At 63.9% G+C, this 14485-nt stretch carries 16 protein-coding genes and 1 riboswitch; of the genes, 11 read left to right on the top strand and 5 right to left on the bottom strand.

Annotated elements, in window-relative coordinates:
• Position 1: 1 nt before the first annotated feature.
• Positions 2 to 988: a metal ABC transporter solute-binding protein, Zn/Mn family gene (locus HJD22_RS04305; RefSeq protein WP_208654038.1), complete on the bottom strand. Its 987-nt coding sequence runs from the start codon at positions 986 to 988 to the stop codon at positions 2 to 4.
• 116 nt (positions 989 to 1104) lie between these two features.
• Positions 1105 to 1566, bottom strand: a complete 462-nt coding sequence (mntR, locus tag HJD22_RS04300; protein ID WP_208654039.1) for a manganese-binding transcriptional regulator MntR — start codon at positions 1564 to 1566, stop codon at positions 1105 to 1107.
• Positions 1567 to 1687: 121 nt separating this feature from the next.
• Positions 1688 to 1781: riboswitch (TPP riboswitch) on the top strand.
• A 24-nt stretch (positions 1782 to 1805) separates the two neighbouring features.
• Here mntR and thiM point away from each other — a divergent pair.
• The 7 genes from thiM (at position 1806) to phnE (HJD22_RS04265) (ending at position 7034) form a co-directional block, all read left to right on the top strand.
• Complete coding sequence (gene thiM, locus HJD22_RS04295; RefSeq protein ID WP_208654040.1) at positions 1806 to 2615, top strand: hydroxyethylthiazole kinase; 810 nt, start codon at positions 1806 to 1808, stop codon at positions 2613 to 2615.
• The gene (gene thiE, locus HJD22_RS04290; protein WP_208654041.1) at positions 2605 to 3219 is read left to right on the top strand and encodes a thiamine phosphate synthase; all 615 of its coding nucleotides are present in this window, start codon (positions 2605 to 2607) and stop codon (positions 3217 to 3219) included. The genes thiM and thiE overlap by 11 nt, the downstream gene beginning before the upstream one ends.
• 104 nt (positions 3220 to 3323) lie before the next feature.
• The gene (locus tag HJD22_RS04285) at positions 3324 to 3464 is read left to right on the top strand and encodes a hypothetical protein (RefSeq protein WP_208654042.1); all 141 of its coding nucleotides are present in this window, start codon (positions 3324 to 3326) and stop codon (positions 3462 to 3464) included.
• 67 nt (positions 3465 to 3531) lie between these two features.
• Positions 3532 to 4500 carry a phosphate/phosphite/phosphonate ABC transporter substrate-binding protein gene (gene phnD / locus HJD22_RS04280; RefSeq protein ID WP_208654043.1) on the top strand — a complete coding sequence of 323 codons (969 nt, stop codon included), beginning with the start codon at positions 3532 to 3534 and terminating at the stop codon, positions 4498 to 4500.
• A 38-nt stretch (positions 4501 to 4538) separates the two neighbouring features.
• Positions 4539 to 5384 carry a phosphonate ABC transporter ATP-binding protein gene (gene phnC / locus HJD22_RS04275; RefSeq protein ID WP_208654044.1) on the top strand — a complete coding sequence of 282 codons (846 nt, stop codon included), beginning with the start codon at positions 4539 to 4541 and terminating at the stop codon, positions 5382 to 5384.
• A complete protein-coding gene (gene phnE, locus HJD22_RS04270) occupies positions 5381 to 6190 on the top strand; it encodes a phosphonate ABC transporter, permease protein PhnE (protein ID WP_208654045.1) in 810 nt (269 codons plus the stop codon). Before phnC ends, phnE (HJD22_RS04270) begins: the two co-directional genes overlap by 4 nt.
• Positions 6191 to 6218: 28 nt before the next feature.
• Positions 6219 to 7034, top strand: a complete 816-nt coding sequence (gene phnE, locus HJD22_RS04265; RefSeq protein ID WP_208654046.1) for a phosphonate ABC transporter, permease protein PhnE — start codon at positions 6219 to 6221, stop codon at positions 7032 to 7034.
• Between the two features lie 2 nt (positions 7035 to 7036).
• Here the strand turns inward: phnE (HJD22_RS04265) and HJD22_RS04260 are convergent, their stop codons facing one another.
• From HJD22_RS04260 to HJD22_RS04250, 3 genes are all read right to left on the bottom strand, one after another.
• A complete protein-coding gene (locus tag HJD22_RS04260; protein WP_248730099.1) occupies positions 7037 to 7249 on the bottom strand; it encodes a hypothetical protein in 213 nt (70 codons plus the stop codon).
• 166 nt (positions 7250 to 7415) lie between these two features.
• On the bottom strand, positions 7416 to 8078 hold the full coding sequence (locus tag HJD22_RS04255; protein WP_208654047.1) for an SDR family oxidoreductase: 663 nt from the start codon (positions 8076 to 8078) through the stop codon (positions 7416 to 7418).
• Between the two features lie 222 nt (positions 8079 to 8300).
• Complete coding sequence (locus HJD22_RS04250) at positions 8301 to 9491, bottom strand: M20 family metallopeptidase (protein WP_208654048.1); 1191 nt, start codon at positions 9489 to 9491, stop codon at positions 8301 to 8303.
• Positions 9492 to 9656: 165 nt separating this feature from the next.
• Between HJD22_RS04250 and HJD22_RS04245 the strand changes: the two genes are divergently transcribed.
• The 4 genes from HJD22_RS04245 to ahpF all read left to right on the top strand — a co-directional run bounded on the left by HJD22_RS04245 (position 9657) and on the right by ahpF (position 14410).
• Positions 9657 to 11066 carry an ethanolamine ammonia-lyase subunit EutB gene (locus HJD22_RS04245; protein ID WP_208654049.1) on the top strand — a complete coding sequence of 470 codons (1410 nt, stop codon included), beginning with the start codon at positions 9657 to 9659 and terminating at the stop codon, positions 11064 to 11066.
• A gap of 14 nt (positions 11067 to 11080) precedes the next feature.
• A complete protein-coding gene (gene eutC / locus HJD22_RS04240; protein ID WP_208654050.1) occupies positions 11081 to 11905 on the top strand; it encodes an ethanolamine ammonia-lyase subunit EutC in 825 nt (274 codons plus the stop codon).
• Between the two features lie 224 nt (positions 11906 to 12129).
• Positions 12130 to 12693 (top strand): alkyl hydroperoxide reductase subunit C, encoded by a 564-nt coding sequence (gene ahpC / locus HJD22_RS04235; RefSeq protein ID WP_208654051.1) that lies wholly within the window; start codon positions 12130 to 12132, stop codon positions 12691 to 12693.
• Between the two features lie 160 nt (positions 12694 to 12853).
• Positions 12854 to 14410: an alkyl hydroperoxide reductase subunit F gene (gene ahpF, locus HJD22_RS04230; protein WP_208654052.1), complete on the top strand. Its 1557-nt coding sequence runs from the start codon at positions 12854 to 12856 to the stop codon at positions 14408 to 14410.
• Positions 14411 to 14485: the final 75 nt, after the last annotated feature.

Raw genomic sequence — 14485 nt, 5'->3', positions numbered from 1 at the left:
CTCAACCGTCCGAACCGGTATCGAGATCCCACTGCTCGGCCCAGCTCCCAATAACCTCGGGCAGGGTCGGAAGTTCGCCACCCAAGGCCTCGACGATATGCCGGGTATTGGCATGGATCATGCCGATATAGGTTCCCTCGGCAGTGCCCGCTTCGCCCATCGCATCGGAAAAGAGTTCGCCGCCGATCTCGGTCTGCTGGCCACGCTCGGCGGCTGCATCGATCACTGCCTGCACGGTGCGCGGATTGATGGTGCTCTCGACGAACACAGCGGGCACCTCGCGCTCGGCGACGATCGCCGCCATCTCGCGGATATCGGCGATGCCGGTCTCGGTTTCGGTACTAATGCCCTGGATTCCGGCGACCTCAATGTCGTAGGCGCGGCCGTAGTAGCCGAAGGCGTCGTGGGCGGTGACCAGAATGCGCTGCGCGTCGGGAATCGTCGCGATGGACTCGCCGACCCACTCGTGCAGCGCCTGCAGCTGCACCGCGTAATGCTCGGCGTTCTCGACCATCCGTTCGGCACACTCTGGACGCTGCTCGCCAAGCGTCTCGGCGATCACCGGGACGATCTGCGCCCACAGGCTCACATCCATCCATACATGGGGATCGATGCCGTACAGGTCCTGCACCGTGATCAGGTCCGCCGTGGCGATCGCGGCGGGCGATACGGCCAGAGTCGGCTTGGTCTCGCCGAAGCGCTCCAGCACGTCGCCCAGCTGGCCCTCCAGGGCGTATCCGGAATAGAAGATGACATCGGCGCGTTGGAAGGTGTTCACATCGCCGGCACTGGCCTGATAGAGATGCGGGTCGACGCCCGGCCCCATGATCGCCTCCACTGCCACGCACTCGCCGCCCACCTTTTCGATCACATCGCCGATCATGCCGATCGTCGTCACGGCGTTGAGCGGGGGTTGGGCTGCAGTGGCGGTGCCTACTGTGAGCGCCAGGGGCGCCAGCGCACCCAGTGTCAATGTCCAGGACCTCATTAGCTGGCCTCTCCTATAAAAAGTGCAATACACTATGATTTATAGCATAAGCTATAAAATAGCACGCAAGACCGAAGAAACAAGAAGGGAGAATCTATCGTGTGGCAAGAAATTTTCTATTGGCGATCAGACGTGTTGAGATAACGCTCGAAGGCCTCGAGCGTCTCGGCACTGACATGGTGCTCGATTCCCTCTGCATCGAGCCGGGCCGTGTCGGGATGAACACCCAGCCTGCACAGGAACTCCTCGACGATCTGGTGGCGTCGCCGGCTCATCGCGGCAAGCCGCTCCCCCGCATCGGTCAGGAAGACGCCACGGTAGGGACGCTTGATGATGTATCCCCCCTCGGCCAGGCGTGTGAGCATCTTGGCCACGGTGGGCTGCGCCACTCCCAGCCGGCGGGCGATATCGGTCTGCCGCGCCTCGCCGGTATCGCCGATCAGGTCGGCGATCAGCTCCACATAATCCTCGACGAGCTCGGTACGGCGTGCGTCGCGGGCCTTGCGAAACCCCTGCACATGGCTTTCCGCTTCGATCAACGGCTCTTGGCCCGGGGGGCTGGAAGGTGTCTCACTCATTGTTCGGCGCTATCTACAGGCTATGTAGGTGTCATCATCATGCCTATCGCCTAGGCCAATGCAACCTTATCGACGGGCCGTGGTGCCTTTCGTCATGGCCATCGGCTGGGTATGATCGACGCTCTTGCGACAGGGGCGCCGACGAAAGCGGCTGAGAAGCACCCTTCGAACCTGACCCGGATAATGCCGGCGTAGGGAGTCGCACGGGCCTCCCGTGCGACTCACGCCGGGGAGGCTCCATGACCGCCACGCTCGATGCCGGCGCGCACCTTGCTCGCCTGCGCGCCACCGCTCCGCTAATCCACAACATTACCAACCTGGTGGCCATGAACAGCATGGCCAATGTGCTGCTGGCCATCGGCGCCTCGCCGGCGATGATGCACGCCCGCGAGGAGGCTGCCGAGTTCGCCGCCCGGGCCGATGCGTTGACGATCAACATCGGCACCCCTTCGCCGCCGTGGGTCGCGGCCATGGCGGAGGCCGCCGAGGCGGCGCGGGCTGCCGGCAAGCCCTGGGTATTCGACCCGGTGGCGGTGGGCGCCACCGGTTACCGCCGCGACATTGCCGCTCGCCTGCTCGCGTTGAAACCCAGCGTGGTACGCGGTAACGCATCGGAGATCCTGGCCCTGGAAGCCCACACCACGGCGGGTCGCGGCGTCGACAGCAGCGACCCGGCCGACGCCGCGAAGCAGGCCGCCCACCGGCTCGCCCGGCGCATCGGCGGTGTGGTGGCGGTGACCGGCGAGACCGACCTGATCAGCGACGGCCGACGCCTGGCGCGCATCCGCGGCGGTCATGCACTGATGCCGCGCGTCACCACGCTGGGCTGCGCTTTGACCGGCGTGGTGGCGGCCTTCCTGGCAAATGCCGAGGAACCCTTCGAGGCCTGCGTGGCAGCGCTGGCAAGCTACGCCATTGCCGGCGAGTCGGCCGGCCGCCACGCTCGCGGGCCGGGCAGCTTCATGCCCCTGTTCCTCGATACGCTTTACGAGCTCGACCCCGCCACCCTGAACGATCGCCTGCAGCTGGAGTTCGACGATGCGACCTGACCTGACCCTTTACCTCGTCACCGACCCCCAGCTGTGCGCCCAACGCGGCCTGGAGGAGACGGTACTCGCTGCCGTACGCGGTGGCGTGACGCTGGTACAGCTGCGCGACAAGCAGGCCAGCGACGCCGAGCTGACCGACCAGGCCCGCCGGCTCAAGGCAGTATTGGCGGGAAGCGGCGTACCGCTGATCATCAACGATCGTCTCGCGGTGGCGCTGGCCAGCGGCGCCGATGGCCTGCATATCGGCCAAGGTGACGGTGACGTGGCGGCCGCGCGCGATGCCCTCGGCCCCCAGGCGATACTCGGCCTCTCGGCACAGACACTCGCCCAAATGGCACGCCTCGACTCCGCTGCCCTCGACTACCTCGGGCTGGGCCCGGTCTTCGCCACACGCACCAAGCGCGATCATGCCGAGCCCCTGGGCTTCGATGGCCTCGCCACGCTGGCCGCCGCCAGCCCACTGCCGGCGGTAGCCATCGGTGGCCTTCAGGCCAACCATATGGCTCAGCTACGCGATGCCGGGGTACAGGGTGCCGCTGTGGTCTCGGCGATCTGTGGACAGGACGATCCCGAGGCGGCGGCGCGCGCCTTCCTGTCGCGCTAGGCTTCTAGCAGCGCTCGCTCCCGCACCTCATGGCCAGACAGGAAAGGAATCGGGCAGCTCAGCCCACGTGCCCCTGTCTGGCGACATGGCCTACCGCACATAGCGTGCTGCTGGCCATCGCCCCGTTGATGACGCGCCTGGGCCTCGACGAGCGGCGCTGCGGCGTGATGATCGTCAGCCACGATTCGGCACTGATCCAGCGTCTGTGCTACCGACGCATTGACATTCAACCGACATCTTCCTGACATGGGAGTGTCATCCTAGGCGCTCAGTATGGCCTCGTCCCGCAACCTATGTGACGAGGTCCATCTCATGTCCCGCACTTCCTCCCTTTCCACCAAGCTGCTGGGTGCCACCCTCGTTGGCACCTTCGCCGTTGGCGCCCTTCAGGCCCATGCCGAGCTGGCGTCACGTTTCACCGATGCCAATGGCGACATGGTCGCCGACGTCCCCGAAGACGAGTCGCAGTGGCTCGATCCCAGCACCCTGGTGTTCGCCTACACCCCGGTGGAGGATCCGGCAGTCTATGCCGAGGTGTGGGCCGATTTCCTGGCGCATATGGAAGAGGCAACCGGCAAGCGCGTGCAGTTCTTCCCGGTGCAGTCCAACGCCGCCCAGCTCGAGGCGATGCGCGCAGGGCGTCTGCACGTGGCGGGCTTCAATACCGGCTCCAACCCGATGGCGGTCAACTGCGTGGGCTTCGTGCCCTTCGCCATGATGGCAAGCGACGATGGCAGCTTCGGCTACGAGATGGAGATCATCACCTATCCGGGCAGCGGCATCGATTCAATGGAAGCACTGGCCGGACGCAACATGGCCTTCACCTCGCCGACCTCCAACTCCGGCTTCAAAGCCCCCTCCGCCCTGCTCACTAGCGAGTTCGGCCTGGTACCGGACGAGGATTTCGAGACCGCCTTCTCCGGCTCACATGACAACTCGATCCTCGGCGTGGTCAACCGCGACTACGATGCCGCCGCCATCGCCAACTCGGTGGCCCATCGCATGGTCTCCCGGGGCGTGGTCAACGAGGGCGACTATGAGGTGCTCTACACCTCACAGACCTTCCCCACCACCGGCTATGGCCACGTCTACAACCTCCACCCGGAACTCGCCGAAAAGGTACGTGACGCCTTCTTCTCCTACGACTGGGAAGGCGGTGCCCTGCAGGCGGAGTTCGCCAACTCCGGGGAGTCGCAGTTCATTCCCATCACCTATCAGGAGCACTGGGAAGTGATCCGCACCATCGACGAAGCCAACGGCGTGACCTACGACTGCGAATGAACGTAGCACTGGTAGGAAGCATCTGAGGGAGAACCACCATGCTGACCCTGTCCGGCGTCTGCAAGCGTTACCCCACCGGGGATAGCGCACTTAGCAATATCGAGCTGACCCTGCCGCGCGGCCAGGTCATGGCATTGATCGGCCCCTCCGGGGCCGGCAAGAGCACCCTGATCCGCTGCGTCAACCGCCTGGTGGAGCCCACCTCGGGCAGCATCCGTCTGGAGGAGACCGAGCTGACCGCCCTCTCCGGGCGGCGGCTGCGCGAGGCACGCCGTGGCATGGGCATGATCTTCCAGGAGTATGCGCTGGTCGATCGCCTGAGCGTGATGGAGAACGTGCTCTCCGGGCGGCTCGGTTACGTGGGCTTCTGGCGCAGCTTCCTGCGGCGCTATCCTGCCGATGACGTGGCCGAGGCCTTCCGCCTGCTGGAGCGTGTGGGCCTGCCCCATGCACTCGACAAGCGGGCCGATGCGCTCTCCGGTGGCCAGCGCCAGCGGGTCGGCATCGCCCGTGCCCTGCTGCAGAGCCCCAAGCTGCTGCTGGTCGACGAGCCCACCGCGAGCCTCGACCCCAAGACCTCTCGCCAGATCATGCGTCTGATTCGCGAGCTGTGCGCCGAGCGCGACCTGGCGGCGATCATCAATATCCACGACGTGGCACTGGCCCGCCAGTTCGCCGACCGCATCGTCGGTCTGCGTGCCGGTGAGATCGTCTTCGATGGTCGCCCCGACGCGCTAGACGCCGACACGCTCACCACCATCTACGGCGAGGAGGAGTGGGATACCCAGGCCGAGCCGACCGCCCCGGAGCGCAACACGACTGACGGCCTAGAGCGCAAGGTGACGACGCTCGCGCCAGCGCTGGCCAGTGGAGGCGCGAGATGAGTCGCATGGCATTGGCAAGCCGGGGAGAGTGGCGGCGCCGGCCGTTTATCGCCGACCCCCGCCTGCGCTGGGCCCTGGTCATCGGCCTGATGCTCTATCTGGTGCTGGCGCTGGCCAGCGTGCAGGTCAACTGGGCACGCTTCACCGAGGGCGCCAGCCGTGGGCTCAACTTCCTGGCCGCCTTCACCCAGCCAGACTTCGTCAGCCGCCGGGGCGACATCCTCAACGGCCTACTCGAGAGCCTGACCATGACGCTGACCTCCACGGTGATCGGAGTGGCACTGGCGATTCCCGTGGGGCTGGGGGCGGCACGCAATATCGCGCCGCTGCCGATCTACTTCGTGTGTCGCGGCATCATCAGCGTCTCGCGCACCTTCCAAGAGGTGATCATCGCGATCCTGTTCGTGGTGATGTTCGGCTTCGGCCCGCTGGCCGGCATGATCACCCTGGCCTTCGCCACCATCGGCTTCATGGCCAAGCTGCTGGCCGAGGATATCGAGGATATCGACTGGCGGCAGGTGGAGGCGATCCGCGCCACCGGCGCGAGCTGGTGGCAGACCATGAACCATGCCGTACAACCTCAGGTGATGCCACGCCTGATCGGGCTGTCCATGTACCGGCTGGATATCAACTTTCGCGAGTCGGCGGTGATCGGCATCGTCGGCGCGGGCGGCATCGGCGCCACGCTCAACACCTCGATCAGCCGCTACGAGTACGACACCTCGGCGGCGATCCTGCTGATCATCATCGCCATCGTGCTGCTCTGCGAATACTCATCCAGCCATGTGCGCCGCTGGACTCAGTAAGCGCGCGTTACGTAAGAGGACATGAACCATGCCCGTTTCCACCACTACGCAGGGCCAGCCGCTCTGGCGTCTGCGTACCACCCGCTCCCAGTGGCTCGGCTATCTCGCCTGGCTAGCCGGCATCAGCCTGTTTCTGCTGTGCTGGAAGGTGATCTCCGACAATACCATGTGGGTGTTCGTCGAGGACGCCGGGCGCCAGGGCGGCGACCTGATCAGCCGAATGCTGCCGCCGCAGTGGCGCTATGCCCACCGCCTGTGGAAGCCGATGTGGGACACCCTCAACATCGCCACCCTGGGCACGGCGCTGGGCATCCTGATGGCTTTTCCGGTGGCGTTCCTGGCCGCGCGCAACACCTCGCCGCATCCGCTGGTCAGAAGTGTGGCGCTGATGATCATCGTCTCGTCGCGCTCGATCAACTCGTTGATCTGGGCGATGCTGCTGGTGACCATCCTCGGCCCCGGGGTGCTGGCCGGCATCATCGCCATCGCCCTGCGCTCGATCGGCTTCGTCGGCAAGCTACTTTATGAAGCGATCGAGGAGATCCATCCCACCCCGGTGGAGGCGATCAGCGCGACCGGCGCCGGCAGGATGCAGGTGATGAGCTACGCCGTGCTGCCGCAGATTCTACCCGCCTTCGCCGGCATCAGCGTCTACCGCTGGGATATCAATATCCGCGAATCCACGGTACTGGGACTGGTGGGGGCCGGCGGCATCGGCCTGCAGCTCAATGCCGCCATCAACAGCCTGGCGTGGAACCAGGTCAGCGTGATCTTCCTGATGATCTTCGTCACCGTGCTGGTGTCGGAGTGGATCTCGGCCCGGGTACGTCACGCGATCATCTGACATCAGAGGAGCCCTTGCCACCACGCTGCATAGCGGCTGTTGCGAGGATGCTTGCCAGTCTCGTCCGGTGCATCATCGTCCCACCACACCGGCCCGCGCTCGCCTAAGTCTACCTTGGCGGCATCCACGGCTAGACGCGCCTCGCGCAAGGCCGTCTCGTCCTGTTCACGCTTGGCGCGCTTCACATCGCGGCGCGCCTTCATCAGCTCGTTCACCAAGGCTTGACGCCTGGCATCGTCGAGCGATGGGTCACTCTTGCGCCACAACCGCTGCTTAGCGACGAAATAACGGCCATCCGGCGTTCGGGATATTTCATACGATGTCTTTCGTTACCCAATCACGTGGCGTTGGCGACGATGAACCAGGCGCTTGAAAATGGTGTTACCAGGGCAATGTCTCGCCGTTGCTATGCCAGAAGCTGCCACTGTTCTCGAGGGTCAGCTCCTCGATGCGTGCGGCGATACCTGCAGCGGCCTCTTCAGGGCTGATCTGGCCACCAAAGTTGACCATGCGTGTCTTGACGAAGCCGGGGTGCAACTGGGCCACGGCGATACCGCGCGGCTTGAGATCCATCGCAAGCGATCTGCCGAAGGCATTGAGCGCAGCCTTGGAGGCGCGATAGCCATAGCGTCCCCCAGAGTCGTTGTCGGCAATCGAGCCCATGCGGCTGGTGATGTTGGCAATCTTGCCGCCTTTGGCGACCAAGGGTAGCAGCGCCTCCGTCACCCGCAGTGGCCCATAGGCGTTGATCTCCATCTGCTCGCGGATGGAGTCGAAGTTCAACTCACCCAGGGATTCGTCACGCAGCAGGCCGGCGTTATTGATCAGCAGGTCCAGTGCAGAGCCATCGAGCTCGGCGGCCAATCGCGCCACCTGTGCCTCTTGAGTGATATCGATATCGTCGATCACCCTCTCAGCAATGTCGGCAAGCTCGCTTGAGGGGGAGCGGCATACGCCGATCACCTTCCAGCCCGCCTGATGATAGTGCTGCGCCAGCGCCAGGCCGACGCCGCGGTTGGCGCCGGTAATCAGAACCGTAGACATGTCACCTCCTAGCAATCGGGAGTCGGGAGAAGCGTTCGCTCACCCATCTGAGGGCAAAGCGTTGCGTAATCAGAGCAACGCCACCCGAGTCTATGAAGATAGCGTTTTGCAACTCAAACGCACGGAGAGTTGCTCGATCCGCCAGCCCAACGGACCGGGAACGATCAGTACAGGCGGGCCCCTCCGGGCAGCCGAACAGCTGAGTGAGTGAACAAGAAGGATCTAGCTAACAGCATGATCGCGATTTTCCTCGAACGGCCGCGGTGCCTCGCCCAGCTCGAGCAGTGTCGCGGCGAGCGCCTGGGCACGGGGCACCAGGGTGTCGAGCTGGCAGAACTCCTCGTCGGTATGCATCTTGCCGCCCACCGGGCCGGTGCCGCATAGCGTGGCAACACCCAGGCTTGCGGTGAAGCCGGCATCCGAGCAGCCGCCGGTGAACTCGCCTTCGACCGCAAAGCCGAGGCGTTCGGCCTGACGGCGATAGCGGCCGAAGAGCTCTCGGCTCATCGCCTCCTCCATCGGCAGGAAGCCGGAACTCTGAGTGAGGCGGGCCGAGGTGCCGGGCACCTCGACCTCATTGACGATCTCCTCGATCGCGGCGAACAGCCGCTCACGCTGGGGATTGGTCACGAAGCGCACGTCCAGCTGCGCCATGGCACTTGGGGCCACGGTATTGCGCGAAACGCCACCCTCGATCACCCCCACGTTGGCGGTCACCCCTTCGGCATAGTCGGTCAAGGCATGCAGCTTGACGATCTTGCGCGCCAGCGCCTCGATGGCACTGGCGCCATCGCCATGGCTGACGCCGGAGTGAGCCGCCTTGCCGGTCACCTCGATGAGAAATCCCGCCCCGCCCTTGCGTGCGGTAACCACGTTACCGCTGATTCGCCCGGGCTCGGCATTGAATACCGCCCGCGCGCCCTTGGCCGCTGCCTGAATGAAGGCGCGCCCATCCGGCGAACCGATCTCCTCGTCGGCGGTAAACAAGGCGCACACGGAGAAGGGGAGATTGGGTAACCGCTTGAGTGCGCGCAGTACGAAACAGTTGAGCACCAGTCCCGCCTTCATGTCGGCCACACCCGGGCCGAAGGCCAGCTCGCCCTGCTGCCGGTATCCTCGCCTCGCCACGGTACCGGTGGGAAAGACCGTGTCGCGATGACCCATCAGCAATACATGCTCTCCTGGCGCCCCCTCCACCCGGGCTTCGAGGATATTCCCGGACTCCGGCCGCACATGGCGCTTTATCGCAATGCCATCCGCTTCGAGCCAGCCTGTGATGGTATCCGCCACGGCATCGTTGCCGGCCTTGTCGTGGCTGTTGGAATCGATGTTCACCAATGTTTTCAGACACTCGGTCATCGCCGCCCGCTGCCCGGTCAGCCAGTCACACACCTCGCGTGTCAGCGCATCCATGAATTTGCTCCTTGTTGTTGTTCAATTGCGGCTCACACTTAGCCAACCAAGAGGATACCCATAAACGCGAGTGCAGCGACCACTTTCCGGCCTCCACACTCGTCAGCCGCACGGGTAATTCATGAAGGGCTACAATGCACTGATCGAGAGGCAGGGAGAAAAACAATGAGCGCCTACTACATCGACATCGCCGGACGGCGCTACCACTTCGACAGCCTCGGCGCGCTGATGGCCGCGGCAAGCCCAAGGCGTTCAGGCGACGAGCTCGCCGGCATCGGGGCGCGCAGCGCCGAGGAGCGCGTCGCCGCTCAGCTCCGGCTGGCCGACCTTCCTCTCTCACTCTTCCTCGAGGAGCCGCTGATCCCCTACGAGGAGGATGAGATCACCCGGTTGATCCTCGATCGTCATGACAAGGCGGCCTTCGCGCCAGTGGCGGGACTCAGCGTCGGCGAATTTCGCAACTGGCTGCTGTCGACCGAGGTCGGGGGCGAGCAGCTCGCCGCACTCGCTCCTGGCCTGACACCGGAAATGGTCGCCGCGGTGTCGAAGCTCATGCGCCTGCAGGATCTGGTACTGGTGGGGCGCAAGTGCCGCGTGGTGACGCGTTTTCGCAATACCATCGGTCTCGAAGGTCGGCTCTCCACGCGACTGCAACCCAATCACCCGACCGACAACCCCACCGGCATCGCTGCCAGCATTCTCGATGGCCTGCTCTACGCCAGTGGCGATGCGGTGATCGGTATCAACCCGGCCACCGACAATACCGCCACGGTGGTCACCCTGCTCAAGATGCTCGACGAAATCATCCAGCGCTACGAGATTCCCACTCAGAGTTGCGTGCTGACCCATGTCACCACTGCCATCGAAGCGATCGAGCGCGGTGCTCCCACCGACCTGGTGTTCCAATCGATCGCCGGCACCGAGGCCGCCAACCGCGGCTTCGGCATCGATCTCGCGCTATTGAAGGAGGGGCGCGAGGCGGCGCTGTCACAGGGGCGCGGCACGCTTGGCGACAACGTCATGTACTTCGAGACCGGCCAGGGCAGCGCGCTCTCGGCAGATGCCCACCATGGCATCGATCAGCAGACGCTGGAGGCGCGCACCTACGCCGTGGCCCGCGAGTTTTCGCCGCTGCTGGTCAATACCGTGGTCGGCTTCATCGGCCCGGAGTATCTCTTCGATGGCAAGCAGATCATCCGCGCCGGGCTCGAGGATCACCTCTGCGGCAAGCTGCTCGGCGTGCCCATGGGCTGCGACATCTGCTACACCAACCACGCCGAAGCCGACCAGGACGACATGGATACGTTGCTGACACTGCTTGGCGCGGCCGGCTGCAACTTCATCATGGGCATTCCCGGCTCCGACGATATCATGCTCAACTACCAGACCACCTCGTTTCACGATGCCCTCTATGCGCGTCAGGTGCTCGGCCTGCGCCCCGCCCCCGAGTTCGAGCAGTGGCTGGCCGAGACGCAGATCTACGAGCCGCAGCGGGGCATTCTCTTGAAGGAAGCGTTGCCGAAGCGCTTTCGCCATGCCCTGCTGAACGCGGATATCGATGCCCTCGACGAATGACAAGGAGGCAGCGCATGAGCAGCAAAACCCCTAATCCCGAGCGGCCCGCCAGCGTGACTGACAACCCCTGGCGCCGGCTGCGCGAGTACACCGATGCGCGCATCGGCCTTGGTCGCGCCGGAGGCAGCCTGCCCACCGCCGCGCAGCTCGAGTTCCAGCTCGCCCACGCCCAGGCACGCGATGCGGTGCACCTGGCGCTCGACACCGAGCGCATGGTGACCAAGCTTTCCGAGCATTTCGACTTGGTACTGCGCCTGCATAGCGCCGCGCATGAGCGCAGTGAATATCTGCGCCGCCCCGATCTCGGCCGCCGTCTCGACGAGGCTTCCGCGCGTCAGCTAAGCGAGCTGAACACGCCGCCCTGCGACGTCGCGCTGTGTGTCGTCGACGGCCTCTCATCGCGAGCTATTCACGAAAATGCGCTGCCGTTTCTCGATGCGCTGCTGCCGCTGATCGAGGAGGAGGGCTGGTTGACGGGACCGCTGGCGCTGGTGGAGCAGGGGCGGGTGGCGATCGGCGACCCCATTGGCGAGGCCTTGAATGCACGCATGGGCGTGGTACTGATCGGTGAACGGCCCGGCTTGAGCTCCCCCGATAGTCTGGGCATCTACTTCACCTGGGCGCCGTGCACGGGACGGCGCGACAGCGAGCGCAACTGCATCTCCAATGTTCGCCCACGTGGCCAGTCGTACGATGCCGCAGCCAGGCTACTCGTTTATTTGATGCGCGAAGCCTCGACGCTCGGGGTGTCTGGCGTCGCGCTCAAGGACAATAGTGAAGCCGAATCGCAACTCGGTGGCGGCGGTGGCATCCAAGGGAATTTTCTATTGCCTCGATAGCGACAGCAGGATTGTCATTGTGGCGTGTCGAAGACATGATGAAGGGACAGTAACTCCTGGGCTATCGCGCTCCAGTCTATTGAATATACCACCTTATCCGATTATAGCCTTTGCTAATCGGCCTCATGTGCTGTTTCTATTTAGGACATTGGTCTAAAGACGTTACCATTGACCACGTTTCCTATCTCGATTCGTTACCTATAATCCCAAGGAGTATCCCTGCGATGTCACTGATCAATACCGAAGTCAAGCCGTTCAAGGCCAACGCCTATCACAACGGTGAGTTCATCGAAGTCACCGACGCGGACCTGAAAGGCAAGTGGTCCGTGCTTATCTTCATGCCGGCCGCCTTCACCTTCAACTGCCCCACCGAAGTCGAAGACGCTGCTGACAACTACGCCGAGTTCCAGAAGATCGGCGCTGAAGTGTACATCGTCACCACCGATACTCATTTCTCCCACAAGGTGTGGCACGAGACATCCGCCGCGGTTGGCAAGGCCCAATTCCCGCTGGTCGGCGACCCGACCCACCAGCTGACCCGCGCCTTCGGCGTGCATCTGGACGACGAGGGCCTGGCCCTGCGCGGCACCTTCGTCATCAACCCGGAAGGCGTGATCAAGACGCTGGAGATCCACGACAACGCCATCGCGCGTGACGTCACCGAGACCCTGCGCAAGCTCAAGGCTGCCCAGTACGTGGCCGCTCACCCGAACGAAGTGTGTCCGGCCAAGTGGAAGGAAGGCGAAGAGACGCTAGCACCGTCACTGGATCTGGTCGGTAAGATCTAAGCCGCACCTAGCCTGCCAAGAGGCTCTCCCGCCTCGCTCTCGCCCGGGCTGTCCATTGCCCGGGCGGATGCAACACCGCACCGAATCAAGACAGACGCGACCCGACAAAGGCGTCGTTCGTTTCGTCGTGCCTCTATCACCGAACATGAAGGAAGCTGTCATGTTGGACGACAATTTAAAAAGCCAGCTGAAAGCCTATCTGGAAAGGGTCACTCAACCGTTCGAGATCGTCGCATCCCTCGATGACGGCGCCAAATCTCAAGAACTCTTTGGCCTCCTGCAGGACATCGCCGCGCTGAGCGACAAGATCACCCTGCGTAGCGACGGTGAGGATGCCCGTCGCCCCTCGTTCGCTCTCAATCGCCCTGGCGAAGAGACCGGCGTGGTATTCGCCGGTATTCCCATGGGTCACGAGTTCACCTCACTGGTCCTGGCGCTACTGCAGGTCGGTGGCCATCCGCCCAAGGCCTCCGACGAGGTGCTCGAGCAGATCAAGGGCCTTGAGGGCGAGTTCCGCTTCGAGACCTACTATTCGCTCTCCTGCCAGAACTGCCCCGATGTAGTGCAGGCGCTCAACCTGATAGCGATCTTCAACCCCGGTGTCCGCCACGTCGCCATCGACGGCGCGCTGTTCCAGGGTGAAGTGGAAGAGCGCCAGATCATGTCGGTGCCGAGCATCTACCTCAACGGCGAGCCGTTCGATCAGGGTCGCATGAATCTCGAGCAGATCCTGGCCAAGATCGATACCGGTGCGGCCAAGCGCGACGCCGAGAAGCTCAATGCCAAGGAGGCCTTCGACGTACTGGTGGTGGGCGGTGGCCCTGCCGGGGCCGCCTCGGCCATCTATGCCGCGCGCAAGGGTATTCGTACCGGCATCGCCGCTGAGCGATTCGGCGGTCAAGTGCTCGACACCATGGCGATCGAGAACTTCATTTCCGTGCCGGAAACCGAGGGTCCCAAGCTTGCCACTGCGCTCGAGGAGCACGTCAAGCAGTACGATGTGGATATCATGAACCTGCAGCGGGCGGTGGCGCTGGTGCCTGCCACTCAAACCGGCGGCGAGCATGAAGTGCGTTTCGAGTCCGGCGCCAGCCTCAAGAGCAGGACCGTGATCCTGGCCACCGGTGCCCGCTGGCGCGAGATGAACGTGCCTGGCGAGCAGGAGTACCGCAACAAGGGCGTGGCCTACTGCCCACACTGCGATGGGCCGCTATTCAAGGGCAAGCGCGTCGCGGTCATCGGCGGGGGCAACTCCGGCGTCGAGGCGGCCATCGACCTGGCCGGTCTGGTCGCACATGTCACGCTGTTCGAATTCATGGACGAGCTGCGTGCCGATGCCGTGCTGCAAAAGAAGCTCAACAGCCTGCCCAACGTCGAGGTGATTACCGGAGCGCGGACCACCCAGGTCAACGGCGACGGCACGCGCGTCAACGGCCTCACCTATGAAGTGCGTTCAAGCGGCGAGCTGAAGAGTGTCGAGCTGGAAGGGATCTTCGTGCAGATCGGTCTGGTACCCAATACCGAATGGCTGACCGACTCCTCGATAGAGCTCTCCGAGCGCGGCGAGATCGTCACCGATGCCCACGGCATGACCTCGGTACCCGGCATCTTCGCCGCCGGCGACGTGACCACCGTGCCCTACAAGCAGATCGTCATCGCCGTCGGCGAAGGAGCCAGAGCGGCCCTCGGCGCCTTCGACCACCTCATTCGTCACTGACGGATCGAGCAGGTAAATCGCACGCCCCCACCGGTCAGGCCGGTGGGGGCGTTCTCGTTGCAGGCGTTGACGCGT

The sequence above is a fragment of the Halomonas sp. TA22 genome, from assembly GCF_013009075.1.
GTDB lineage: Bacteria > Pseudomonadota > Gammaproteobacteria > Pseudomonadales > Halomonadaceae > TA22.
The sequence above is the reverse complement of the archived record's forward strand: the minus strand, read 5'-3'. Positions and strand labels throughout refer to the sequence as shown.

Bases quoted from the DNA above. Each gene is read 5' to 3' on its own strand.
- HJD22_RS04305 (WP_208654038.1), bottom strand. From the start codon at position 988: ATGAGGTCCTGGACATTGACACTGGGTGCGCTGGCGCCCCTGGCGCTC.
- mntR (WP_208654039.1), bottom strand. From the start codon at position 1,566: ATGAGTGAGACACCTTCCAGCCCCCCGGGCCAAGAGCCGTTGATCGAA.
- thiM (WP_208654040.1), top strand. From the start codon at position 1,806: ATGACCGCCACGCTCGATGCCGGCGCGCACCTTGCTCGCCTGCGCGCC.
- thiE (WP_208654041.1), top strand. From the start codon at position 2,605: ATGCGACCTGACCTGACCCTTTACCTCGTCACCGACCCCCAGCTGTGC.
- phnD (WP_208654043.1), top strand. From the start codon at position 3,532: ATGTCCCGCACTTCCTCCCTTTCCACCAAGCTGCTGGGTGCCACCCTC.
- phnC (WP_208654044.1), top strand. From the start codon at position 4,539: ATGCTGACCCTGTCCGGCGTCTGCAAGCGTTACCCCACCGGGGATAGC.
- phnE (WP_208654045.1), top strand. From the start codon at position 5,381: ATGAGTCGCATGGCATTGGCAAGCCGGGGAGAGTGGCGGCGCCGGCCG.
- phnE (WP_208654046.1), top strand. From the start codon at position 6,219: ATGCCCGTTTCCACCACTACGCAGGGCCAGCCGCTCTGGCGTCTGCGT.
- HJD22_RS04255 (WP_208654047.1), bottom strand. From the start codon at position 8,078: ATGTCTACGGTTCTGATTACCGGCGCCAACCGCGGCGTCGGCCTGGCG.
- HJD22_RS04250 (WP_208654048.1), bottom strand. From the start codon at position 9,491: ATGGATGCGCTGACACGCGAGGTGTGTGACTGGCTGACCGGGCAGCGG.
- HJD22_RS04245 (WP_208654049.1), top strand. From the start codon at position 9,657: ATGAGCGCCTACTACATCGACATCGCCGGACGGCGCTACCACTTCGAC.
- eutC (WP_208654050.1), top strand. From the start codon at position 11,081: ATGAGCAGCAAAACCCCTAATCCCGAGCGGCCCGCCAGCGTGACTGAC.
- ahpC (WP_208654051.1), top strand. From the start codon at position 12,130: ATGTCACTGATCAATACCGAAGTCAAGCCGTTCAAGGCCAACGCCTAT.
- ahpF (WP_208654052.1), top strand. From the start codon at position 12,854: ATGTTGGACGACAATTTAAAAAGCCAGCTGAAAGCCTATCTGGAAAGG.